The 23,314-nt window shown below is 71.1% G+C and carries 22 protein-coding genes and 1 pseudogene; 11 read left to right on the forward strand and 12 right to left on the reverse strand.

The window, feature by feature from the left end:
• Window positions 1-57: 57 nt before the first annotated feature.
• A complete protein-coding gene (locus AC3EO4_RS27800; RefSeq protein ID WP_431898520.1) occupies window positions 58-654 on the forward strand; it encodes a TetR/AcrR family transcriptional regulator in 597 nt (198 codons plus the stop codon).
• A 39-nt stretch (window positions 655-693) separates the two neighbouring features.
• On the opposite strand, the gene AC3EO4_RS27805 is transcribed toward AC3EO4_RS27800, so the two are convergent.
• The 3 genes from AC3EO4_RS27805 to AC3EO4_RS27815 form a co-directional block, all read right to left on the reverse strand.
• Window positions 694-1,248 carry a histidine phosphatase family protein gene (locus tag AC3EO4_RS27805; protein WP_431898521.1) on the reverse strand — a complete coding sequence of 185 codons (555 nt, stop codon included), beginning with the start codon at window positions 1,246-1,248 and terminating at the stop codon, window positions 694-696.
• Between the two features lie 146 nt (window positions 1,249-1,394).
• Window positions 1,395-1,778, reverse strand: a complete 384-nt coding sequence (locus AC3EO4_RS27810) for a GNAT family N-acetyltransferase (RefSeq protein WP_431898522.1) — start codon at window positions 1,776-1,778, stop codon at window positions 1,395-1,397.
• Between the two features lie 91 nt (window positions 1,779-1,869).
• On the reverse strand, window positions 1,870-2,694 hold the full coding sequence (locus AC3EO4_RS27815; protein WP_431898523.1) for a class I SAM-dependent methyltransferase: 825 nt from the start codon (window positions 2,692-2,694) through the stop codon (window positions 1,870-1,872).
• A gap of 73 nt (window positions 2,695-2,767) precedes the next feature.
• Here AC3EO4_RS27815 and AC3EO4_RS27820 point away from each other — a divergent pair, with 73 nt between their 5' ends.
• Complete coding sequence (locus AC3EO4_RS27820; protein WP_431898524.1) at window positions 2,768-3,367, forward strand: TetR/AcrR family transcriptional regulator; 600 nt, start codon at window positions 2,768-2,770, stop codon at window positions 3,365-3,367.
• 15 nt (window positions 3,368-3,382) lie between these two features.
• Here AC3EO4_RS27820 and AC3EO4_RS27825 read toward each other — a convergent pair whose 3' ends face one another.
• The gene (locus AC3EO4_RS27825) at window positions 3,383-4,288 is read right to left on the reverse strand and encodes an alpha/beta fold hydrolase (protein ID WP_431898525.1); all 906 of its coding nucleotides are present in this window, start codon (window positions 4,286-4,288) and stop codon (window positions 3,383-3,385) included.
• A 224-nt stretch (window positions 4,289-4,512) separates the two neighbouring features.
• Here AC3EO4_RS27825 and AC3EO4_RS27830 point away from each other — a divergent pair, with 224 nt between their 5' ends.
• Complete coding sequence (locus AC3EO4_RS27830; protein ID WP_431898526.1) at window positions 4,513-5,073, forward strand: GNAT family N-acetyltransferase; 561 nt, start codon at window positions 4,513-4,515, stop codon at window positions 5,071-5,073.
• 97 nt (window positions 5,074-5,170) lie between these two features.
• On the opposite strand, the gene AC3EO4_RS27835 is transcribed toward AC3EO4_RS27830, so the two are convergent.
• Both AC3EO4_RS27835 and AC3EO4_RS27840 read right to left on the reverse strand, forming a co-directional pair.
• Window positions 5,171-6,295, reverse strand: a complete 1,125-nt coding sequence (locus AC3EO4_RS27835; protein ID WP_379580533.1) for a sensor histidine kinase — start codon at window positions 6,293-6,295, stop codon at window positions 5,171-5,173.
• Window positions 6,292-6,945: a response regulator transcription factor gene (locus AC3EO4_RS27840; RefSeq protein ID WP_379580535.1), complete on the reverse strand. Its 654-nt coding sequence runs from the start codon at window positions 6,943-6,945 to the stop codon at window positions 6,292-6,294. Before AC3EO4_RS27840 ends, AC3EO4_RS27835 begins: the two co-directional genes overlap by 4 nt.
• 87 nt (window positions 6,946-7,032) lie before the next feature.
• On the opposite strand from AC3EO4_RS27840, the gene AC3EO4_RS27845 reads away from it, so the two are divergent.
• On the forward strand, window positions 7,033-8,439 hold the full coding sequence (locus tag AC3EO4_RS27845; protein WP_379580536.1) for a S41 family peptidase: 1,407 nt from the start codon (window positions 7,033-7,035) through the stop codon (window positions 8,437-8,439).
• Window positions 8,440-8,759: 320 nt separating this feature from the next.
• On the opposite strand, the gene AC3EO4_RS27850 is transcribed toward AC3EO4_RS27845, so the two are convergent.
• On the reverse strand, window positions 8,760-9,581 hold the full coding sequence (locus AC3EO4_RS27850) for an NAD(P)H-binding protein (protein ID WP_379580538.1): 822 nt from the start codon (window positions 9,579-9,581) through the stop codon (window positions 8,760-8,762).
• Window positions 9,582-9,642: 61 nt separating this feature from the next.
• Between AC3EO4_RS27850 and AC3EO4_RS27855 the strand changes: the two genes are divergently transcribed.
• Window positions 9,643-10,587: a helix-turn-helix transcriptional regulator gene (locus AC3EO4_RS27855; RefSeq protein ID WP_379580539.1), complete on the forward strand. Its 945-nt coding sequence runs from the start codon at window positions 9,643-9,645 to the stop codon at window positions 10,585-10,587.
• Window positions 10,588-10,614: 27 nt separating this feature from the next.
• Here AC3EO4_RS27855 and AC3EO4_RS27860 read toward each other — a convergent pair whose 3' ends face one another.
• The gene (locus AC3EO4_RS27860) at window positions 10,615-11,664 is read right to left on the reverse strand and encodes a pentapeptide repeat-containing protein (RefSeq protein ID WP_379580541.1); all 1,050 of its coding nucleotides are present in this window, start codon (window positions 11,662-11,664) and stop codon (window positions 10,615-10,617) included.
• Window positions 11,665-12,094: 430 nt separating this feature from the next.
• Between AC3EO4_RS27860 and AC3EO4_RS27865 the strand changes: the two genes are divergently transcribed.
• The 3 genes from AC3EO4_RS27865 (at window position 12,095) to AC3EO4_RS27875 (ending at window position 17,268) form a co-directional block, all read left to right on the forward strand.
• Window positions 12,095-12,799 (forward strand): alpha/beta fold hydrolase, encoded by a 705-nt coding sequence (locus AC3EO4_RS27865; protein ID WP_379580543.1) that lies wholly within the window; start codon window positions 12,095-12,097, stop codon window positions 12,797-12,799.
• A gap of 622 nt (window positions 12,800-13,421) precedes the next feature.
• Window positions 13,422-14,126: an alpha/beta fold hydrolase gene (locus AC3EO4_RS27870; RefSeq protein WP_379580545.1), complete on the forward strand. Its 705-nt coding sequence runs from the start codon at window positions 13,422-13,424 to the stop codon at window positions 14,124-14,126.
• A gap of 352 nt (window positions 14,127-14,478) precedes the next feature.
• On the forward strand, window positions 14,479-17,268 hold the full coding sequence (locus AC3EO4_RS27875; RefSeq protein ID WP_379580547.1) for an AAA family ATPase: 2,790 nt from the start codon (window positions 14,479-14,481) through the stop codon (window positions 17,266-17,268).
• Window positions 17,269-17,359: 91 nt separating this feature from the next.
• Here the strand turns inward: AC3EO4_RS27875 and AC3EO4_RS27880 are convergent, their stop codons facing one another.
• Window positions 17,360-18,322: a helix-turn-helix transcriptional regulator gene (locus tag AC3EO4_RS27880; RefSeq protein WP_431898527.1), complete on the reverse strand. Its 963-nt coding sequence runs from the start codon at window positions 18,320-18,322 to the stop codon at window positions 17,360-17,362.
• A gap of 70 nt (window positions 18,323-18,392) precedes the next feature.
• Here AC3EO4_RS27880 and AC3EO4_RS27885 point away from each other — a divergent pair, with 70 nt between their 5' ends.
• Both AC3EO4_RS27885 and AC3EO4_RS27890 read left to right on the forward strand, forming a co-directional pair.
• Window positions 18,393-19,193, forward strand: coding sequence for a DinB family protein (locus AC3EO4_RS27885; protein ID WP_379580551.1), 801 nt, complete (start codon window positions 18,393-18,395; stop codon window positions 19,191-19,193).
• 2 nt (window positions 19,194-19,195) lie between these two features.
• On the forward strand, window positions 19,196-19,882 hold the full coding sequence (locus AC3EO4_RS27890) for an alpha/beta fold hydrolase (protein ID WP_379580553.1): 687 nt from the start codon (window positions 19,196-19,198) through the stop codon (window positions 19,880-19,882).
• A 353-nt stretch (window positions 19,883-20,235) separates the two neighbouring features.
• Here AC3EO4_RS27890 and AC3EO4_RS27895 read toward each other — a convergent pair whose 3' ends face one another.
• Window positions 20,236-20,742, reverse strand: coding sequence for a carboxymuconolactone decarboxylase family protein (locus AC3EO4_RS27895; RefSeq protein WP_379580555.1), 507 nt, complete (start codon window positions 20,740-20,742; stop codon window positions 20,236-20,238).
• Window positions 20,743-21,084: 342 nt separating this feature from the next.
• On the opposite strand from AC3EO4_RS27895, the gene sigJ reads away from it, so the two are divergent.
• Window positions 21,085-21,984: an RNA polymerase sigma factor SigJ gene (sigJ, locus tag AC3EO4_RS27900; protein WP_488186357.1), complete on the forward strand. Its 900-nt coding sequence runs from the start codon at window positions 21,085-21,087 to the stop codon at window positions 21,982-21,984.
• A gap of 22 nt (window positions 21,985-22,006) precedes the next feature.
• Here the strand turns inward: sigJ and AC3EO4_RS27905 are convergent.
• Window positions 22,007-22,543 (reverse strand): annotated as a pseudogene (locus tag AC3EO4_RS27905) (IS5 family transposase); the annotation flags it as partial.
• A gap of 55 nt (window positions 22,544-22,598) precedes the next feature.
• On the reverse strand, window positions 22,599-23,213 hold the full coding sequence (locus AC3EO4_RS27910) for a histidine phosphatase family protein (RefSeq protein WP_431898530.1): 615 nt from the start codon (window positions 23,211-23,213) through the stop codon (window positions 22,599-22,601).
• Window positions 23,214-23,314: the final 101 nt, after the last annotated feature.

Below are 23,314 nucleotides of genomic sequence, written 5' to 3' on the forward strand. Positions count from 1 at the left end.
TGGGGGGATTTTCTCCGGTTACCGCTATGCTGGGCGCACGACGAGGGAGGCAACGAGGTGGAGCCCAAACCCATGCGGGCCGACGCGCGGCGCAACCTGGAACAGATCCTGCTCGCCGCGCGCGACATGATCGCCGAACGCGGCCCCGACGTGCCGCTCGACGACATCGCCCGGCGCGCGGGAGTCGGCAGCGCCACGCTGTACCGCCGCTTCCCCGACCGCGACGCGCTCTTGCACGCCGTCGCCCTGGACGCGCTGGACAAGACCACCGCCGCGGCCGCCGCGGCGACGGCGGCGGCGGAGAGCGACCCGTTCGAGGCACTGGCACGCTACCTGCGACAAGCGCTCGAACTGCGGGTCTCGGCGGTACTGCCCGCCCTGATCGACGTGGTGGACCTGCGTGCCGACCCGCAGTTGTCCTCCGCCCGCGAGGAGTCCGCCACCAGCGTGCGCCGGCTCGTCGACGACGCGCGCGCCTGCGGAGCCCTGCCCGAGGACGTCACCTTCATGGACGTCGTGACGATGCTCGTCCGCATCGCCCGACCCCTGCCCGGATCGCTCGACGCCGGGGAGAAGCACGCCTTCGCCCGGCGTCACCTGGAGCTGTTCATCCGCGGCCTGCGGGCGACGGCCCGGCCGCAGCGGCCGGAGTGAGCAGGGGCGGTGTCCGCGGCCGGCTGGATCCTTCGCCGGTCATCGCAGATGCCTGACCGAGGCGATGTCCACCACCAGCAGGCCGTCCAGGGTGGTGATCGCGCAGGGCGGCACGCCGTACTCCAGGAGGCCGTCGGGCAGCGACGCCTCACCCGCCAGCGTGCGCAGAAGGTCGACGGTGACGCCGCCGTGGGTGCAGACGACGATCGAGCCCGGCTCCTGCGCGTGATCGTCGAGAAAGGCCTGGAAGCGGCGAGCGGCCTGGTGCGAGGAGTCGCCGTCCGGCGGGACGAAGTCGCGATGACGTGCGGCCGTGTGCCAGTCGGCCAGGAAGTCCTCGAGCGGCCGCCGGCCGTCCCAGTTCATCCTTTCGCTCAGCCGGGCGTCCTCGCCGACGGTGAGGCCGAGCGCCGAGGCGATGATGCCGGCCGTCTCGCGGGCGCGTCGCAGCGGGCTGCTGAAGACGGCATTGGGTTCGAAGGAGCCTAGCCGGCCTGCGGTTCGACGTGCCTGCGCCCGCCCGGCGGCGGTCAGCGGCGGATCGCCGGCGTGCTGCTCCTTCTCACCGTGCTGGACCACGTAGAAGATCGCCATGGTGTCGCAGGATGCCCTACGGCCGGCCGGCTCCGCACGCCATTAATTCCGGCGGCCCGGGTGCTTGTGTTCAGAAGTCGACGCGCATGACCACACGCCGGGGGCTGGGGTGGCTGACCTCGGTGAATCCCGCGTCGGCGAACACGTCACGGCTGCCGACGTGCAGCTCGCCCCAGGTGATCTCCTTGCCCGGCTGGGTGATCATCGTGTAGGCCTCGAGCGCCGCGGTCGCGGGCGAAGGCGACGCTCGCGCGGGCGAGGGCGTAGGTGATGCCGCGCCTGCGGAAGCCCTTGCGGGTGAGCAGGCAGGTGACGGCCCAGACGCCGCCGTCGCTCTTGTCCTCCTCGCGTCCGGTCCATGGGGTACGGGTGAGGAGCAGGCGAGGATTGGAGGTGCGGGGCTCGACCGCGCACCAGCCGACCGGCTCGCCGTCGAGGTAGGCGACCAGACCGCTGGTCGAGCGAGCCCCCGGCTCGCCGCAGATCGTGAGCCGGTCGGGCGCGACGGGATCCGTGCGACCGGGTGTCATGGCACCCTCCGTGCTGCCGAGGTGGTCTGGCCGAGCAGATCCTAGCCGGGACGTCCCCGGCACCCCCGCCTGCGGCCGCGGCCGCGCCGGCTCAGGCGGCGCCGGTTCGCACCGCGGTGACCACCATCGTGGTGTAGCGCATCGTGAAGCCGCCGCCCACCGCGTCGATGGCGGCGCCGGTGCCCGCGAGCACCTCCTGCAGCGTGGCCGGCGGGAGCTGGGTGTGGAGGCCGAAGGTGGGCAGCTGGTCCAGCCACTCGTCGCGGGTGTAGGGCAGCTCCCATTCGAACCGCCAGTGCTCGGGGTCGCCGAACGCGCCCGCCTGCCGGATGCCGTCGGCCGCCGTGGTGGACAGCATCACATAGGCGTCCAGGCCGGGCATGCCGCGCTGGCGGATCGGCGAGTCGGGTATGACGCGGCGATGGACGGCGGCGAAGGCTTCATCCATGTCGGGCGGGAGCTGGAAGGCGTTCCAGAACACGGCCAGCCGTCCACCGGGACGCAGTACCTGCGCCGCCTTGGCCGCCCCCGCGACCGCGTCCACCCAGTGCCAGGTCTGCCCGGCGACGACCGCGTCGAAGTCCCGGCCGGCGGGGTCCCATGCTTCGAACGTCGCCACCTCGACTTCGAGCCCGCCGCGCCGTGCGAAGTCGGCCATCCGCGCGTCGGGTTCGACCCCGAGCACCTTGCAGCCGGCCGCCTGGAACTGCCGGGCGTCTATGCCGGTGCCGGCTCCGACGTCGAGGACGTCGGGGCCGGGGCTGCCGGCGACGATCCTGTTCACCATGGCGTCGGGGTAGTGGGGCCGGGTCCGGTCGTAGCGTTCGGCGTCCGAGCCGAACGATTCGGCGACCTGACGGTTTTCATGAGGCGCGGGCCCGGGAAGGGAAGCGCGCTCCGGAGGTATAGTGGGCATGCGCCCACTATAAGTGGGCACATGCCCACTCGGCAACGGGTGGGCCAGGACGTGGAAGGCAGGGATGCGCGGTATGCCGACAGGGGTGGCCATGCGCGACGCACGTGAGCAGCTGTTCGACGCCGCCGAGCGGATCCTGCTCCGGGACGGGCCGAACGCGCTGACCAGCCGGGCGGTCACCACGGAGGCCGGGTGCTCCAAGGGCGTCCTGCACCGGCACTTCGCCGACTTCGACGCCTTCCTCGCCGAACTCGTGCTCGACCGCGTCGCCCGGATCGGCGACCAGGCCGCCGCCCTGCGCGAGCACGCCGGTAGCGGCACCGTCACCGGCAACCTCACCGGCGCGCTGACGGAACTGTTCGGGTCGGTCGCGGTGGCCATCGTCGCGCTCATCACCTTCCGCGACGACCTGCGCGCCCGGCTGCGCCAGGTCAGGCCGACCGGCGTCCCGGTCCTGACGGAGGCCGCCGCCATGATCGCCTCCTACCTCGCCGCCGAGCGGGATAGGGGCCGCATCGCGGCCGAGGCCGACGTCGACACGCTCGCGCCCACGCTGATCGGGGCCGGGCACCTGCTGTTCGCTGACCGGAGAGGCACCCCGCCCGAGGCCGAGGCCGTCCACAGGGTCGTGACGACGGTCATCGGCGGCGTCGTGCGTGAACCGCCGGCGTGAACCGGCCCAGACCGGTCAGTCGTGGGCCGAGCGCGCCTCGGCGGCCTGGGCGAGGCCGGCGATCCGTGTGGCGATCTCGGGCCACAGCGCCCGGGGCAGGTCGTGGCCCATGCCGTCGATCACCACCAGCTCGGCTCCGGGGATGGCCGCCGCGGTCGCCCGGCCGCCGCTGACATCGCACATCAGGTCGTCGGCGCCGTGGATCACCAGCGTGGGCACGTCCAGCGACCGAAGCCGATCCGTCCGGTCGCCTGAGGCGACGGAGGCCACCGCCTGACGGGCGACGCCGAGCGGGTCGTAGGCCCGGTCGAAGGAGCGCCCCGCGCGGTCGGCGACCGCCGCCTCGTCGATCTCGAAACCGGGTGAGCCGAGCGCCCGGACGGCCCTGACCATCTGGTCGATCACGTCCTGGCGGCCCTGCGGCGCCGGCCCCGCCAGCGCAGCCAGCGCCTCGGGCTTCGCCTGGCCCACGGAAGGATCGCCCGTGGTCGACATCATCGAGGTCAGCGACAGGACCCGGCCGGGATGCTCGATCGCGATCGTCTGGGCGATCGCGCCGCCCATCGAGGAGCCGACGAGGTGGGCCCTGTCCAGCCCGAGGACGTCGAGCAGGCCGACGGCGTCGGCCGCCATGTCCGACAGGGTGTAGGACGCCGAGGACATGTCGCCGTCGAGCGCCGCCTGCAGGTCGGGCGTCGGCGCGCCGGGGAAGTGGGAGGACAGTCCGACGTCGCGGTTGTCGAACCGGATCGGCTGCAGGCCGCGGGCGACGAGCTCGGCGCAGAAGCCGTCGGGCCAGCCGGACATCTGTATGGCGATGCCCATGATCAGCAGGACGGGCGGTGCCTGGGGGTCGCCGAAGCGCTCGTATGCCACCTCGATGCCGGACGGCCCGACTTTCAGGGCCTTCTCTTCGCTCACCTTCGCATCATCTCCTCGCTGGAAAGGCAGAGGGAACGTATCTGGATTCGACGCCGACTTCCCGAGGAAGTCCGTATCCATGAGCGGCGCGCCCGTCGGCCACTCGCCTGTTCGGTCCGGGTCGGCCGTGGCCGCCGCGAGCACGACCCCGCCCCCGAAGGCCGACGCCATCCGTGAGAAGATCCCCTCGCAGAATGGACAGGTTTCGACCGTGGAGGGTGACGGTGTACGCGATATCCCTGGGCGAGGACGGCGCGGAGCTGCGCCCGCTCGAGCCGTGGCTGGCCGAGGAGTTCCTGACCCACATCGACCGGGGGCGGGAGTTCATCGGACAGCACATCGCGCTGCCGGACCGCGTCACCGACCTGGAGTCCAGCCGCGCCCTCCTGCAGAGCTACGCGGAGAAGGCCGTGGCCGAGACCGGCCGGATCTACGGCATCTGGGCCGACGGCAAGCTGGTCGGCGGCGTTCTCTTCCGCACGATGGACATCGAGCACGGCAACGCCGAGGCGGGCTGCTGGCTGGAGCCGTCGGCAGCGGGCAAGGGGCTGGTGACCAAGGCGGCGCGGGTGATCATCGATTGGGCCATCGAGGAGCGGGGCCTTCATCGCGTGGAGTGGCAGGTCTCGGCGGCGAACGAGCCGAGCATCGCCGTGGCCCGGCGGCTCGGGATGACGAAAGAGGGCGTGCTGCGACAGAGCTATCTGTACCGGGGCAAGCGGCACGATATCGAGGTCTGGTCGGTGCTCGCGCCGGAGTGGCGGGCGGCCAAGCAGGCGTCCTAGACGTACCGCCGTGGCTGTCTCGCCGGTGGCGTCGCAAGCCCGCCGAGCTGCCGCACTGAGCAAAGGGCGCAGGGCTGTCGCCGTGGCGTGCCGCGCGTCAACGGGCGAGGCCCTCTTCGGCCTGCCGCCGTTCGTCCCCTGCAGGCTCCCGGCCCTGACCTCGCGCGAACGCGACGGTGAGCTCCAGCCCGCCTCCCGGGTTGGGGGCGGCTCGCACGCCTGCCCCGTGCGCCTTGGCGATCGACGCCACGATCGACAACCCGAGCCCGGTGCCCTGCTCCCGGGTCGTGTGCAGCCGCCGGAAGGGCTCGAAGAGGTCGCCGAACCGTTCCCTCGGCACGTCAGGGCCGGTGTTCCGGACGGTCAGAACTCCGTCGGCGAGCGTGATGTCGACGCCTCCGCCGCAGTGGTTGTAGCGGATCGCGTTGTCGACGAGGTTGGCGACGAGCCGGTTCAGCAGGACCGGATCCCCGTCGACGACGAACGGTTCGGTCCGCGCCGTCACGCTGACCTCGTCCGAGCCTGCTTCGGCCAGGACGTTGCGTACGACCTGGTCCAGGGCCACCGGCTGCCTGTTGTCCAAGCCGTGTTCCGCCTGGGCCAGGACCAGCAGGGCGTCGATGACGTTCTCGGTTCGGCGGTTGTGGAACAGAAGCTTGTCGCGGATCTCGCCCACGTCCTCCGGCAGGCCGATCTCGATCGCCGCCCGCTGGACGGCCAGCGGGGTACGCAGCTCATGGGACGCGTTCGCGATGAAGCGCCGCTGCCCCTCGACGGAGCGTTCGAGCCGGTCGAGCATCGCGTCGAACGTGTCGGCCAGTTCCTTCAGCTCGTCCTTCGGCCCGGTGAGCGCGATCCGCTCGTGCAGGTTCGACACCGACAGCCGCCGCGCGGTGGCCGTGATCCGGTGGACGGGCCCGAGGATCCGCTCGGCGACCAGCCAGCCGACGACCACCGACACCAGCGCCAGGATCCCGACCAGCAGCGCGGTCACCCCCCACTGGTAGTCGACCACGTCCTCCACCAGCGCGGGCAGCTGCGGCATCGGCGGCACCCGGTCGGCCGCGGCCCCCGGCTCAGGCGCCACCGGCGCGACCGGCTGCGTGATCAGTGCGCGCAACGCGTGGCGCAGCAGCAGGTTGACCGTGACGAGCAGCACGAGCGAGGTCAGAAGGAACAGTCCGGAGTAGACCAGCGTGAGCCGTACCCTGACCGTCGTCACAGCAGGTATCCCGCGCCCGGAACCGTCCGGATGCACGGCGGGTCGCCCAGCTTCGCCCGTAAGCGGCTGACCACGACCCGCACCACCGTCGTGAACGGGTCGGCGTTCTCGTCCCACGCCTCCTCGAGCAGCCGTTCCGAGCTGACGATCGCGCCGTCCGCCCTCATCAGCACCTCGAGGACGGCGAACTCCTTGAGCGACAGGTGCAGGTGCCGGCCGTCCCGCGAGGCCTGCAGCCGGTGCGTGTCGACCACGATGCCGTGCCGCATCAGCACCGGCGGGACCTGCGACGGGCTGCGCCGCCCCAGCGCCTGCACCCGCGCGACCAGCTCCGCGTAGTCGAACGGCTTGGGCAGGTAGTCGTCGGCGCCCATCCCGAGACCCGCCACCCGCTCCGGCACCGACGCCGCCGCCGTCATCATCAGGATCCGCGTACGGCTCCCGCGCGCCACCAGCTCCCGGCACACGAGGTCGCCGTGCATCTCGGGCAGCTCCCGATCGAGCACGAGCACGTCGTACTCGTGCACCGCCAGCCGCTCGGCTGCCGAGAGCCCGTCGTACACCACGTCGACGGCCATGGCGTGGCGGCGTAATCCCACCGCCACGAGGTCGGCCAGATCGCGTTCGTCTTCGGCCACCAGAACCCGCATGCCGCCCTTCATACCCGCAAACCGGTTACAGCGGCGTTAACCGTTCCGTTCACCGCGGCGCAACCCGCCTTCGGCCACCTTGGGCTCATGATCAGAGCCCTTTGCTCCGGCATCCTGCTGACGGCCTGCTCGATGTCCGCGCCGACCCCGGCCGCCCCGCAAGCACCGGTCGCCCGGTCGGCCCCGGCCGCCCAACTGGCCCTGCCGGCCCCGGTCGCCCGGCCGACACCGGCGTCCACGCCGGCCGCCGGCTGCGCCGCCATCACCGCGCCACCGCCGGAGTCGGCACCGCCGACGTCGGTGAACACGCTCCGGCAGGCCTACTTCTGCGTGCTGGACAACTACTACAGCGGCCCGGCCATGGATCCGAAGGCGCTGCTGAAGAGCGCCTTCGCCGCCTACACCCAGGACCTGATGCGGCGCGGCGCCGACCGGGCGGACCTCCGGCTGCCCGCCCTGACAGGCAACCGCGACACCGACTGGGACGCCCTGGCCAAGGTTCTCGGCACGGGCGAGCCTGCCGCACTGCGCGCCGCGATCACCGGGATGGTCGCCGGCCTGCACGACAACCACGCCCGCTGGATCAGGCCGGCCCAGCCGCCGCAGGGCGGGCCTGAAGGAACGGGCATCGTGGGCCTGTCGGCCCTGCAGGGACCGCAGCTCGACCCCGCCGCCCGGCCGCCGCTGTACATCACCCGCGTGCTGCCCGGCAGCCCCGCCGCCAAGGCCGGCATCAGACCCGGCGACATCGTGGTCAAGGTCAACGGCGTGCCGGCGTTCGTCGGTGACACCCCGAACCAGGGCATCACCGACGCCTTCACCTCCAGCACGGTACGGCTCACGCTCAAGCGCCCCACGACGGGACGGACCCGCACCGTCGACGTCAGGCAGGGCCCCATCACGCCACAACAACCTCCATCGGTGACGTCCAAGCCGCTCCCCGGCGGTGTCGCCTACGTCCACCTGCCCGGATTCTTCGAAGGCGCCGCCGACCAGGTCATCGCCAAGCTGCCGGACAAGCCGAAGGCCGTGGTCCTCGATCTGCGTGGCAACGGCGGCGGGTCACCTCGGGAGGTGACGCGGCTGCTCGGCGCGTTCGCGCACGGCAAGGTCACCAGCTACTTCTGCCCGCTCAAGGGCGACTGCGTCCCGAACAGGACCGACGACACCGTCCCGCTGCTGGGCCTGCGCCTGGTCGTCCTCACCGACCGCGCCTGCGCCTCGGCCTGCGAGGACTTCAGCGCGGCCGTCAAGGACAACGGCCTGGGCACTCTCGTCGGGACCCGCACCGCCGGAGCCGTCTCCGGTCCGTCCGAGGGGTACCTTCTCGACGACGGCAGCGTCCTGCTCCTGCCCAAGTTCAGGCACCTCGGGCCCGCCCGCGAGATCATCGACACGATCGGCGTGCCGGTCGACCACCACGCCCCCATGACGGCCCCCGACCTGGCCGCCGGGCGCGACCCGGGCGTGGCCAAGGCCCTTGAGCTTCTGTAGAGCCGCCCAGGGCAGGCCCCGCGACCGGGGCCTGCCCTGGGACGGGGGCCGAAGTCAGGGTCGTCACTTCGCCGGTTCGCGGTGGGTGGCGACCTCGTCGCCGCGGGGCGCCGGGCGCCCTCCTGGAGACCGTCCCAGGGGAACCAGGCGTGGTACACGCGGATCGGGTACGGCCCTTGCGGTCGTCGAGCGCGAGGTCGGGCGGTCGGAGCGGGGGACCGGAAGGAAGCAGAGCGCCACGGCGCTGGTCGGCAACATCAACGGAGACCGGGGCGACGTCGCCACCCGTCCATCCGCCTCCGCCGGTCGCGGGCGGGTGCTCAAGGCTTCTGCCATACGCCCCTGGCCGCGGCCTCCCGCGCGTAGGTGCTGAAGTCCTTTCCCGGGCGTTGGAGGATCTCCTCGACGATCCCGGTGGGTGTGGTGTCACCCTGAGCCGCGGCGGCCGAGAAGTTCTCGATCAAGGTGTCGACCACCTCGTCCGGTGTCCCCTCGGCGCGGAGCGAGTCGCGGTACGCGTCTGGAGTGCCGTCGAAGTCGATGGTGAGTCCCGTCGCGTCGTGGATGTGGGTGAGGGCTTCCGGGAATGACAGCGCCCTGGGACCGGTCAGGGGCAGGATCTGCCCGATGTGATCTTTCCGGGTGAGGGCCTGGGCCGTGACGGCGGCGATGTCGTCGGCGTCCACGAAGCCCTGGCGGGTCGAGCCGATGGGCACGCACAGCCGACCGTCGAGGACGGACTGGCGGAAGAAGGTCTCGAAGTCCTGGTTGAACCAGTCGGGGCGCACGATCGTCCAGTCGCATCCGGACTCGCGTACCTGTCGTTCCGTCTCCTGGAGGTGGGTGACGTTCATGACGTCGATGCCGCGGTCCGAGTGCAGGACCACTCTCCGTACTCCGGATCGGCGGGCCTCCTGCATGAACGACGTCGGCATGCCGGTGTCATCCGGCAGGAGGACGTACATGGTCTGTATGCCGGCGAGGGCAGGCCCCCAGGTGTCGGGGATCGACCAGTCGAAGCGGCACTCGGCGTGCCTGGTGGCGACCCGGGTGCTGTGACCGGCGCCGCGGAGATGGTCGGCGACCCTGCTACCGACCGTGCCGGTGCCGCCCAGGACGAGGATGGGAGTGCTTGTGCTCATGGGGACACGCTATGAACGGTTGAGGGCAGGTCCTGTCCTCGATGCGGGGTGAAGATGGAGCATGGTTCATTCGACGGAGCGCCTGTTCTCGTTGCTCTCCTGCCTGCAGTCGGGCCGTTCGATGTCCGGTCGCGAACTTGCCGCTCGGCTGGAGGTGGACGTCCGGACAGTTCGCCGGGACATCGCCCGGCTCAGGGAGATGGGCTATCGCGTCGACGCCGGACCCGGACCGCATGGGGCGTACGAGCTGCGTGCCAACACCACCATGCCGCCCTTGATGCTGTCGGACGAGGAAGCCGTGGCACTCGTGGTGGGGATGTCCCTGGCCACGGCGAGGTCAGGTTTGGTCGGCACGGGAGAAGACACACGGGTCGAGGATCCAGCCAGGACCGCGTTGGGCAAGATGCTGCGGGCGATACCGCGTCCTCTGGTGGCGACGTGCCGGCGCGTCACCGAGGCCCTGACCACGTCACCTGAAGTGACGATCTCCGTCGACGCGAGCCTCCTCGCCACCTTGGCGCAGGGGGCCGAGCAAGGCCGTACCGCGGTGCTGGAGTTGTGCGACGGGACGACGTCAGAGGTGCAGCCGTACCGGCTGCTCCTTCGACGCCGGCGGTGGTACCTGCTCGCGCGGGCCTCCGACTCCTGGGGGATCCACCGGCTGGACAGGGTCCGGTCCTGCGCCTTGGCGCAGACCACCTTCGTTCCTTACGCCTTCACCCCCGGCCGGGAAGCAGAGGAGATCGAGCGTCTCCTGCCTGACCCGCGGATCCAGGTGCGCATCAGGTTCGAGGCCGAGGCCGCCGCTGTCGTCGACCGCTTCCGCAACGCGGAGCCCGAGGTCGTCCAGGACGGTCCGGCGCATGTGATCCTGACCGCTCGGGTGGACTCGCTGGAGTGGGCGGCCATGCTCGCGACCCTCGTGGGCGGGGCCTTCACGGTACTCGAACCGAACGAGCTCAAGCAGCGTTGCCACACCCTCGCCCGGCGTCTCGCCAACGCGTGACCGCACGCCCCCGCAGGAGTATCACGCTCATTCCGGCTCCGGTGCGGGCTTCGGCCCGGATGCGGATGTCGGTTCGGGCACGGACTTCCATCGAGTGGGAGGTGGGCAGGCCCATGGGTCCGGGTGGGTCTTGGTCCACGCGGCGCAGTCCGCCAGCCGAGCCTGCACCCACGGATGGTCGGCAAGCTCCGGCGAGAAGCGGGTTTCCGCATCGACATAGGCCTCCGCCACCTGGGCGGCGGAGAGCCCGTGCACGCCACGAAGATCACTCCCTTCGAACATCGCCCCCGCCAGTCGAGCGCCATCCAGGTAGGCCCCACGAAGATCGGCGGCATCGAACGAGGCCTGCCGCAGGTCGGCCCGGTGGAGCAGGGCGTGCCTCAGGTCCGCTGCGGTGGCGATCGTGCCCCGCAGGTCCGCACCCCGGAAGTCCGCCCGACGAAGATCCGCCGCCGTGAGGAACATCCGGGTCAGCCGCGGTGGACCGGAGAAGTCCATGCTTCTCACGGACAGGCCGACGAGCTTCGCCGCCCGCAGATCCGGCCGGTTGGGCTCGTCTCGCCTGGGCCTGCGGGCCAAGGCGGTCATCGCGGCATCGATGTCAGCCGCCGGCTCGGTCCAGCCGAGCTCCTGATCGTCCTCGGAGACGTATTCTCCTTGTTCGTCCTTGGGGCGCATGGTGCGAGCCCGAACAAAGGAGCAAAGAACGCCGATGACCGCCGTATGGTCGACCGCGGACTCCGCCATCACGTGCTCCAGCGCGTGAACACCGCCCAACCGTTCTTCGAGCTTTTCGGAGGCGAGCTGGCCGACGGCCTTCCCGAACCGATCCGTCACCTGGCCGCGCCGCGAAAGATAGTAGGTCCGCACGGTGAAACCGAGAGCGATGAGAGCAGATGCTCCACCGAGCGCGGCCAGCACCGTCTGCCGGACCGCGTTCATCGCATCCGCTTGTTCCTTTCCCGCCAATCGGCTGACGGCTTCACCCGCGACCAGCCACGACAACGGTCCCAGAACCAGGACAACGGTCCCCACCAGCGCGGCGGCGGCAACCATCCCCACCAGCGACCTCGTCACCAGCGAGTGTTCGGCGAACCAGCGCCGACACCGCTTCATCCTTGATGGCGTCACGCACATAGGTAAGCAGAACCGGGCCGCCCGAGAACCCGGGGTGCGATCTTCTGAGTCCCGGACCGGCCCCGAGTGATGGCCTGGCCGCCGCCGAGGCGACGCGACAAATGTTTGACCGGGGTCCCAGCGCTTGAGCCCGACACGAGTTGGGAACCAGGGCTCCGTCGCCGAGAGGCTGACACGCCGACGGTGCGCCGTCGCGGCCCGTCGACCAGCAGGCTTACAGCCCTTGGCGAGACCTCGACCCGGTCGCGTCCGCGGTGGACGGCCGTGAGGTGTACCGCGCCTGCTGCGCGTGCGGCCGGTTCGACGGCGAGCACGTGTGCGATGCTCCGCGTTGTGGGTGGTTGTCGGACCCTTCCGCTACCTTTGCACCGTGGCGGAATTCGTACTGGTCGCGGGCGCGTGGCTTGGATCGTGGGCGTGGGACGAGGTGGTGCCGGAGCTGCGTGCGGCCGGCCACGGCGCCCACCCGTTGACGCTGTCCGGCCTCGCCGACAGGCGTGGTCTTCCAGCTGGGCAGCAGACCCACGTCCAGGACATCGTCGACGAGGTCGGACGCCATGATCTGCGCAACGTCATCCTGGTCGGGCACAGCTACTCCGGCATCCCGGTCGGCCAGGCCGCCGAGCGGATCGGCGACCGGCTGGCCCGTGTGGTCTTCGTCGACTCCAACGTTCCGGGCGACGGAGAGTCGTTCGTGTCCCGCTGGTCGGTTCACGGCCGGACGGTGGTGGAGTCCTCGATCGCCGAGAACGGGGGCTTCTGGCCGCCGCTGATCGCGGCCGACTACGATGGTCAGGGCCTCACCGGAGAGCAGATCGCCCGGATCGTGCGCGGTTCGACACCACACCCTGGCGCCACGCTGACCGAGCCGGCCGTACTGGCACGCCCGCTCGGCCGGCTTCCGGCGACGTACGTCAAATGCCTGCTCGACGGCGACCAGCCGAGCGACGACGTGGTCAAGCTGCTGACCAGCGAGCATTGGCGGCTGGTCGAGATGGACGCCGGCCACTGGCCGATGTTCTCCCGGCCACGCGAGCTGGCGCGGATCCTGCTCGACGCGGCGGCACGCGGGTAGTTCCCGCAGCGGGGACGAGGCCGAACCGTCTCACCCCCCTGCATGCACCGGCCGCGTTCGCCCGTCGGCTGAGCGAAGCCATCAGCCACCGGGCCGGCCGCCGCGACCCGGCGTTCGCCGGGCACCGCGCCGACGAAGACGCCGCCCTGATGGCCTGGCACGGCCCCACCGAGGTCGTCTTCACCGGAAGTTCGCCGCTCCTCGACATCGCGCCCAGGCGGTTCTGCGCTGCCGCGAGTGCTGTTCGGCTGACTACCCGTGCCGGACGCTGCGCATGGTCGCCGAGCCGTACCGGTTCGACTGCCCAGGCCACCGGCATGAGTGGCTGCGACCGTCAGCCCTTCTGACGAGGGACGCGTGCGGACCCTCGCGACGCGGCCGCGTTCCAGGGGCTCGGCGTCGTGAGCGATGTCGAACCGGCTCCGGGCGCGGGGATGGCGGCGTGATCCCGGCCCAGGTACCCCCACTTCCAGCACCACTCCGAACCTGCGTTCGGCGTCGACTATGGGAAGGCCGAAACTACGTCATTTGACGCAATCGACGCCTCTTCCCGGCCGTCTAGCGTTCCGGGCATCTCCCCGATCGAGCCCGGGGCCGAGTCCCGGGCGAAGGAGGCAGTGCCGTGAACGCAGGTCCGCAAGTGAAGAACATCGTGCTGGTGCACGGCGGGTTCGTCGACGGCTCCGGCTGGCAGGGGGTCTACGAGCACCTGACCGCCTATGGCTACCGGGTGGCCGTGGTGCAGAATCCGACCCTGTCATTGGCCGGAGACGTCGCCGCGACCCACCAGATCCTCGACGGCCTGGACGGGCCCGCCGTCCTGGCCGGGCACTCCTACGGCGGCGTCGTCATCACCGAGGCCGGCACCCATCCCAATGTCGCCACGCTGGCCTACATCGCGGCGTTCGCCCCCGACAAAGGCGAGTCGGTCAACACCCTCATCGCCGACCCGCCGCCGGGCGCGCCGGTCCCCCCGATCCTGCCGCCCAAAGACGGGTTCCTGTTCCTCGACCGCGACAAGTTCCCCGCCTCCTTCGCCGGCGACCTGCCCGAGGCGCAGGCGCGGTTCATGGCCGACTCTCAGGTGCCGTGGGGCGTCGACGCGCTCGGGGGCACGGTCTCCGAGCCGGCCTGGCGGACCACGCCGTCCTGGTACCTGGTCGCCGCCGACGACCGGATGATCCCGCCGCCCGCCCAGCGCGCCATGGCCGAGCGGGCCGGGGCGACGGTCACCGAGACGCCGGGCAGCCACGCGGTCTACGTGTCCAACCCGGCCGCCGTGGCCGCTGTCATCGCCCAGGCCGCCACGGCCCGCACCGGCCGGTAGAGAACGCGGTGCGCTCCCACGGCGCGCCGCTGAACGGCCTGCGAACCGTCTGGCCCGGCACCTGTGGCCGGGCCAGACGTCTGTCTCCCGTCTGTCTTGCCCGGCATCCCTGACGCTTACGGCGAGCCGCGAAGCAGGCGGCTGAACGGGAAAACGGTGGCGGGGGCCCTGCGGGCCGCACCGATCCGCCGCCTTCCGGCCCTCACACGCCGACCATCCGCTGGCCTCCCGCCCTCCAGCCCGTGACGACGAGCGTGTCGAACGGGGGAGCGCCGCAAGGGGAGACCGTCCGAGGGGGACACGAGGAGCGTGCGGGCTGGACACGGCCCAGCGGAGGAAGGAAGGTCGGGAGATGCATGGGTTCAGCGGACGCCACGATCAGGGGGCTGCCACGCCGACGACGCTGATCGGCCGCGAACCGGAGATCGGACGACTGCGGCTGTTCACCAGCCGGATCGCCGAAGGGGTGGGGGACGCGCTCCTTCTGGCGGGCGACCCGGGTGTCGGAAAGACGGCCCTGCTCGATCACGCCGCCGCTCTCGCCGCCGACTCGGGGATCAGGCTGCTGCGGGCGACCGGCTCGCAGTTCGAGGCGGACATCTCCAATGCCGCCCTTCACCAACTCCTCCACCCATGCCTTGGCGAGGTGCCCCGGTTGAGCCCGCTGCTCGCCGGGGCGCTGAGCGTGGCGCTGGGTCTGGGTGAGGGAGCCGCGCCCGCGCAGCTGCTGGTCGCCGGCGCGGTGCTGGCGCTGCTGGAGCGGGCGGCCGAGCGGCAGCCGCTGCTACTCGTGGTCGACGACCTGCCGTGGCTGGACCGGGCCAGCGCGCTCGTGCTCGGCATGGTGGCCCGCCGTCTGGCCGGCTTGCCGGTGGCCCTGCTCGCGGCCTGCCGTACCGGTGAACCCAGCTCCTTCGACCAGAGCAACCTGCCGGTCGTGTACGTGGAACCCCTCTCGGAGGAGGCGGCGACCGAACTGCTGACCAGCCGCTATCCCGTGATGACCCCGCGCGTGCGGCGGCGGCTGCTGGACGCCGCGCTGGGCAACCCGCTCGCCCTGCTGGAGCTGCCCGTCTCCCTCGGCGACCTGGCCCACACCGTCGCCGGGGCTCTGCCCGCGGCGCTGCCTCTCAGTCGCCGGCTGCAGACCGTCTTCGCCTCCCGCGTCCGGGCACTGCCGGCGCACGTCGTCGACCTGCTGCTCCTGGCCGTCCTGGACGGCACCGGCGACCTGCGCCTGGTCCGGGCGGTCGACGCCGACCGGGGCGGCGGGGGCCTGTCGGCCGCCGAACGCTCCGGCCTGGTACACGCTGACGAGCCCAGCGAACGGCTGACCTTCCGCCACCCCCTCATCCAGTCGGCGATCGTGGAGCTGTCGACCAGCGAGCAACGCCGCCGCGCCCACGCCGAAATCGCCGCCCGCCTCGCCGACCAGCCCGAACGGCACGCCTGGCACCTGGCCGAGGCCACCGAGGAACCCGACGAGAAGGTCGCGGCCCTCCTCAAGGAGGTCGCCATCGCCAACTTGCGGCGCGGCGACTCCGTCGGCGCCGTCACCCAACTGCTGCGCGCCGCCCAGCTCAGTCCCAAGGGAAGGGGCCGCAGCGGACGGCTGGCCGAAGCCGCCTACCTGGGCTCCCTCGTCACCGGTGACCTGCGTGAGGCCCCCCGCCTGCTGGAGCAGGCCCGCCTGGCCGGCCCCGGCCCCGGCGACCTGCTCTCGGTGGCCGGCGCCCGCGCCTTCCACCTCCTGCACGGTGACGGCGATGTCGACACCGCCCACCGACTGCTGATCACCGCCGTCCACGAGCACGACGATCCCTACGACGCGGGCGACATCGTCGTCCTCGAGGTGCTGTACACCCTGCTCATGGTCTGCTTCTTCGGCGGCAGGGCCGGCCTGTGGCCGCCCCTGCACAGTACCGTCGACCGCCTGCGGCCACGTCCGCCCGAACTCCTGGTGATCCTCTCCCACGCCTTCGGCGATCCGGCCCGCCTCACCTCGCGGATGCTGGCTCGCACCGACGCCGCCGTCGCGAGGCTCAGCCACGAGGTCAGCTCCGCCCGCATCATCCGTACCGGCATCGCCGTGGCCTACCTCGACCGGCTCTCCCGCTGCAGGGAAGCCCTCCATCGCGTCATCCAGCACGGCCGTGAAGGCGGTGCGATCAGCTCGGCGATCGAAGCGCTGTTCCTCCTCGGCCAAGACGCCTTCCACACCGGGCGGTGGGACGAAGCCCAGCGGCTGATCGAGGAGGGCCTCCAGCTGTGCGGGACCCACGGCTACGACCTGCTGGTCTGGCCGGGCCGCCTTACCGGCGCCCTGCTGGCCGCGGCCCGCGGCGACTTCAGGAAAGCCGCCGACACCGCCCGGGACATGGACGCATGGGCGGCTCCCCGCCGCGCCGGGATCATCGGCGCCTACGCCTCTCACATCCGCGGCCTCGCCGCCCTCGGTCAGGGTGACTTCGAGACCGCCTTCCACAACGCCGCCGCCATCAGCCCGCCCGGCACCCTGGCCCCCTACGCGCCGCACGCCCTGTGGGTGTTCCACGACCTCATCGAGGCCGCCGTCCACACCGGTCGCGGCGCGCAGGCCGCGGCTCACGTCGCCGCCGCCCGCGAGGCCCGCCTCGACCGGCTGTCCCCACGCCTTCGCCTGGTGGTCCTGGCCGCCGCGGCCATCACTGACCCCCGGGCCGACACCTTCGCGCTGGAACAGGCGATCGCCGAACCGGGCAACGACCGCTGGCCCTTCGACCTGGCCCGCATCCAGCTCGCCTACGGCTCCCACTTACGCCGCGCCAAACGCACCACCGATGCCCGCCGGCACCTGGCGAGCGCCTCACAGATCTTTCACTGCCTCGGAGCCATCCCGTGGGCAGAGCGAGCCGACCGGGAACTACGCGCCACCGGCATCAGCCGCTCCAGCCCGGCGACCGGCCTGGCCTCCCTCACCCCGCAACAGCGCCAGATCGCTCGGCTCGCCGCGGCAGGCCACACCAACAAAGAGATCGCCGCCCGCCTCTTTCTGTCGCCGCGAACGGTTTCCACCCACCTCTACCAGGTCTTCCCGAAACTCGGCATCACCTCGCGCGCCGCCCTCCGCGACGCCCTCGCCGACACCCTGGACTCCGAGTGACACGGCATGCGAGTCGACCGCTACCACGGGCCGCGCGCGCAAGCGGGAAGGGGCCGTTTCGGCGGTGCGGCGCGGCGTCGGCGGTGGCCTGTCAGGGGCGGTCCGCCAGGGCCGCGGCGAAACGCGAGGCGAGCCTCGCGACCGCCGCACGGAGTTCCTGCCCGCCTTCCACGCGGAAGGCGAACGGCACCGTCGCCAACCACTCCTGCGCGTACATCTCCGGATTGCTCGTGCTGCCGACGAGCACGCACCCGTCTCCCAACGGTTCGAGCCGCCCCATGGGAGGCCGGACCCAGGGCGTCACCTCACCCGGCGCAGCGTCGAACACGACGCGGGTGGGGAACTCCCAGCCGGTGCCCAGGTTCTCCTCCAGCGCCGCCACGGGGTCGAGGCCGTCGGGCGGCTCGAACGCGCGCGTGGTCTGCTGGACCGCGCGGATCCGGTCGACCCGGTAGGTGCGGATCGCGTCCGCGCGATGGGAGTGGCACAGGAGGTACCAGCGCCCGTGGCGGACGACGACCGCCCAGGGGTCCACGTCGGCCTCCCACTCGTTGCCGGACTCGCTGCGATACGTGACCAGCACGCGGCGTCGGCTCGCGATGGCGGCGACGAGGGCGCTGGTGGTGGCGGGGTCAGGACGGGCCGATCGCGGGTCCGGCGCGGCCGACGCATGCTCTCGCAGTGCGGCCGCCTGCCGGCCGACGCGTTCGGGCAGTGCCCTGATGACCTTGGCCAGGGCGGAGCCGACGAGGTCGTCGACGTCGGTGGCCGCAGGCTGGCGGTCCAGTACCGCCATGACCAGACCGAGTGCCTCGGGCTCGGTGAAGGCGACCGGTGGCAGCCTCGTCCCGCGTCCGAGCCGGTACCCGCCGTAGGGGCCTCGGGTTGACTCGACGGGGATGCCCGCCTCTCGGAGGATCCCGACGTACCGGCGCGCGGCCCGCTCCGTGACACCCAGACAGGCGGCCAGTTCGTCGGCCGTCACGCCGGGGCGGGTCTGGAGGATCTCCATGGTGCGCAGAGCTCGTGCGGTGGGGCTGAGATCGGTCGGCACACGAGCAGATTAGGTGGTCAAGGGATGTACCGGAAGCAGAACGTCCGGAATGAGTCCTAGCGTGTGCCCCATGACCGAGTTCCACCAGCAGGACCTCGCGGGAGCACGCTTCGAGCGCGTGAACCTGCGGGGCGCCTCCTTCACCCGGGTGTTCCTCAACGATGCGCGTATGCGCGCAGTCGACTTCACCGGGGCGCAGTTCCGCGCCGCCCTGTTCAGCGGGAGCCGCATGCGCGGCGTCGAGCTGGTCGACGTCGAGATCAGCGGCGAGCTGAAGAACGTCGTCGTGAACGGCGTCGACATCGCGCCGCTCGTCGATGCCGAACTGAACCGCCGCATGCCCGAGCGGGCGAGGATGCGCCCCGACGACCCTGACGGGTTCCGTGAGGCGTGGGCGATCCTGGAGCGGCTGTGGGAGGGCACCGTCGCGCGTGCGAGGAGGTTGCCCGAGGCGGCGCTCCACCGCAGCGTCGACGATGAGTGGTCGTTCATCGAGACCCTGCGGCACCTCAACTTCGCCGGTGCCGCCTGGGTGGGCCGGATGATCCTTGGCAACGCCTCGCCGTGGCACTCGTTGGACCTGCCGTGGGAGGAGGCGCCCGAATGGGACGATATCCCGCGGGACCGCGAGGCACGGCCCTCGCTCGACGAGGTGCTCACGGTCCGACGTGAACGCCAGGCGATGGTCCGCCACGTCATGGAGTCACTCACCGACGAGCAACTCGCCTCCGAGGTGACCCGCGCCGAGCCCGGGTGGCCCCAGGAAGAGGACTTCCCCTTCAAGGAGTGTCTCGGCATCGTCCTCAACGAGGAATGGGAACACCGGCTCTATGCCGAACGTGATCTGATGTCACTGGAGAAGGAGTACTGATCATGGACATCCTGCTCATCGCCGGCCTGTGGCTCGACGGATCCGCATGGGACGACGTCGCGCCCGCCCTCGAGACGCTCGGCCACCGCCCCGTGCCGCTCACCCTTCCCGGTCAGGGCGACGGATCCACCTCGGCCACGCTCGACGACCAGGTGGCAGCCGTGCTCGCCGCCATGGACTCGGCGTCGGGAAGGGTCATGGTGGTGGGCCACTCCGCCGCCTGCACCCTGGCGTGGCTGGCCGCCGACGCGCGACCGGAGCAGGTCGCCAAAGTCGCCCTCATCGGCGGTTTCCCCTCCGCCGACGGGGAGTCCTACGCCGACTTCTTCGAATCGAAGGACGGCGTCATGCCCTTCCCCGGCTGGGGCCCGTTCGAGGGGCCCGACTCCGCCGACCTGGACGAGGAGGCCAAGCGGGCCATCGCGTCTGCGGCGATCCCGGTACCCGAAGGAGTGGCCAAGGGCGTGGTTCGTCTGACGGACGAGCGACGGTTCGACGTCCCGGTCGTACTCGTCTGCCCCGAATTCACCCCCGCCCAGGCGCAGGAGTGGATCGACGCCGGTGACGTGCCCGAGCTCGCCAAGGCCAAGCACCTCGAATTCGTCGACATCGACTCGGGTCATTGGCCCATGGTCACCAGGCCGATCGAACTCGCCCGGCTCCTGGCCACGGCGGCTGCCGAGGCCTGATCGCGCGCTGAAGCCGGGGACGGACACGTTTGTCGTCGCTGGGTTCACCGCGGTGCACCCAGCGTCCGAGCGGTCGTCGCCGGCCGAACGCAAGCACAGGCGTGAGTACGAGAAGGAGGCCCTCCGCGTCCGGACTGGCGGATCACCTGCTTCGACGTCGACAGGAAGCACCGCGGCCAGGGCATCGCACGGATGGCGCCGGAAGGCGCGCTCGACCAGATCGCCCAGGCGGGCGGCGGGCTCGTCGAGGCCGTCTCCGAGGTGACCGGACAGGCGGCGGTGCGGGTATCGCGGAGCCGGCCGTGATCAGGGTGAGGCACGGCGGCCTGCCCCCACCCTGACCCTGTAGGGCGTTACTTGCTGTAGTTCTTCCCCAGGGGCCTGCCGGGGATCGGCTTGGCGATGAGAGCGACGGGGATGAAGAAGCAGATCTGGCCGATCGCCAGGGTGAGCGTCCAGAGCGCCTTGTCGTCGTAGTGTGCGGACGCCTTGGCGTACAACGCGTCGGGGACGCGCTCCCCGGACGGGTTCGGGGTGAGGACGGCCTCCACGAGCTCCAGCGCGACCCGTTCGGCGTCGGTGAAGTAGGGTGCGTCCTGCCATGACGCCACGGCGGTGATGCGCTCGTCCGTTTCCCCGGCTTTGCGGAGGAGGTCGGTTTGCCGGACGGTGTGGTAGGTGCTGCCGGCGATCTGCCCGGCGCGGAGCTGCACCAGGCTGACGGTGGTGTGCGGGATCGAACCGTTCCTGGTGGCCTTGGTCATGGCTCCGGCGATTGTCGCCACCTCGGGGAAGAACTGGATGGGGTCGGGCAGACGCGACTGAAGGCCGTCCTGCTCGGCCGTCGTGGGTGTGGACATCGCGAGGTCTTCCTTTCTCACTTTCAGCGGTGCTTTCGAGGGCTGCGACCCGGTGGGGTCGGCCGTCCGAGACGACGTGGCCGGCCGCGGGGGACGATCACACGTTCCGGCGCGGGTTTTCGGCGTGCGATCCGCGTACCGGCCCGGGGTCGCCGCGCTTCCTTGCGTGGTGGATGGTGTCTCAGTAGTCCGACGACACAGCCGCCGGGAATGTGAGGCGACGCGCCGACCTCACAGTTCGATGCGCTGCCTCGTCGAACTGGTGAGGGCAGATGTGACCAAGGGAGCCGACGACACATGATCACCCCATCCGAGCCAGGACAAGTCCGGCCCGATCCGAGCTTGAGCGCGATCGTCAGCGAGCGACGTCACCTGCTCAATCTCGCCTATCGGCTGCTCGGCTCTCTGGCCGATGCCGAGGATGTCGTACAGGAGACGTACGCCCGCTGGTATGCCATGTCCCGGGAGCAGCAGGACGCCATCGATTCGCCCGGCGGCTGGCTGACGAAGGTCGCCGGCCGCATCTGCCTGGACCTGCTCGGATCGGCGCGGGCCCGGCGCGAGCGCTACGTGGGTGAGTGGATCCCCGAGCCGCTGCCCGAGCGTACGGAGTGGGTCAGCGGACGGGCGGTCGGCACCCCGGTCGACCCGGCCGACCGGGTCACCCTCGACGAGTCGGTCAACATGGCCTTCCTCGTCGTACTCGAGTCGATGACCCCGGCCGAGCGCGTCGCGTTCATCCTGCACGACGTCTTCCGCTATTCCTTCGCCGAAGTGGCCGAGATCGTCGGGCGTACGCCCGCCGCATGTCGCCAGCTGGCATCCTCGGCCCGCCGTCGCATTCGCGAGTCGCAGGCCCCCGCGACTCCGACGGCCCAGCAGGCGGGCATCGTCAGGGATTTCAAGCTGGCATGGGAAGCCAAGGACATCGACGCCCTCATCGGCCTGCTCGACCCCGACGCCACGGCGATCAGCGACGGGGGCGGCCTGGTCAACGCCGTGCTCCGCCCGATCGGAGGCGGCGAGCAGATCGCGCGCTACGCCATCGACATCGCCGGCATGGTGCCCAACATGACGATCCTGGAGCGTATGGTCAACGGTCAGCCCGGTCTGGTGGCGCAGCAGGACGGCGTCACCGTGACGGTGATGGCCTTCGACGTCGCAGGCGACCGGATCAAGCACATCTGGGCCGTACGCAACCCGGACAAGCTCCGGCCGTGGACGGCGGGGGCAGAGGACTAGAGCCTGTACGGACTTCGGATCTTTAGACAGGTTGAAGGCTTCGGATCCACGAGATGGCTCCGCGTAGATGAAGGCCGGCGAGGTAGCTGTCAGGAGCCTTGTCGAAACGGAAGGCCATCCCACGTCACTCCTTGATCCGATTGATGCGGCGTTCGGCCGTGTTGCGCTGTTTGTAGAGATCTGGATCATGCCTGACCGGGCCGCCGCCGCGGGAGCCGCGTTTCTTGCAGTTGGCCGCCTGGTCGCTCTTCCCCGGGATGACGGCCTTGATACCGCGTCGGCGCAGGTAAGCGCGGTTGCCGCGGGAGGAGTACGCCTTGTCGGCAGCCACCGCTGCCGGGCGGGTACGAGGGCGGCCGATGGGCAGGCGCACCTTGATACGAGACAGCACAGCGCGAAACTGCGGGCTGTCGCCTGCCTGGCCTGGAGTGAGCACGAACGACAGCGGACGGCATCGCCGGTCGGCCGACAGGTGCACCTTGCTGGTCAGCCCGCCCCGCGAGCGGCCGAGCGCGGCGGCCGTCAGCCGGATCCTGCGCCGCAGCCGTAACCGCCGGCGTCCACCCCCGTCCTTGCCTTCGCCGGCAGACGCGTACGGGCCTTGAGGGGCCGCCTCATGGCCTCATGCCGTCGGGGAACCCCGTCCAGCGCAGGTCGGCCGGGAGGTGGCTCATGTCGTTGAACATCACGAGCGTCGGCGGCAGGCCGGTGCGGTAGTCGATGACCGTCAGTGCGGCGTTGGCGCTGTTCAGGCCGAGCCACCGAGATGGCGGCGCGTCCAGGGCGTGCCGCACCAGCCACGCGACCTGGTAGGCGTGCGTCACCAGAACCTCGTGAGTGTCGCGCCGGGTTCCTGCCGCGGTTGTGTCGGGGGACTTCGCGAACCGGGCGGCCAGGGCCTCGGCGAGCTTGTGGCCCGAGGCCGCCTCGGCGTCGTCGTAGCCGTCGAAGAATCCGGCCCAGGATGGGGGTGTTTCGGCCGCTTGGGGAACGTAGGGCACATGGTCGATAAGTTCGGCGGCCTCGGCGACGGGCGCGTTCCGCAGGTGCCGCGCGAGTTCGTGCGCGCTGGCTGCGGCGCGCGGTAGCGGAGAGTGCCACACGGCGTCGACTGGTAGGCCGGCGAGCCGTTCGCCCAGCAGGCCCGCCTGCCGACGACCGATGTCGGTGAGGTTCCCGAATGCGTCGGCCGCACCGTGGCGTGCCAGGTAGAGGTGTCGCGTGGTCATGAGCAGATGGGGCGCGATGCCCGCGTGGGCCCGCTTCCCGTCTCCTTTCGATCCGTGGGTGACGTGGGTCTGGGTGGGGCTGTTCGGTGCGGCGGAGGGCG

The sequence above is a fragment of the Nonomuraea sp. bgisy101 genome, from assembly GCF_057708945.1.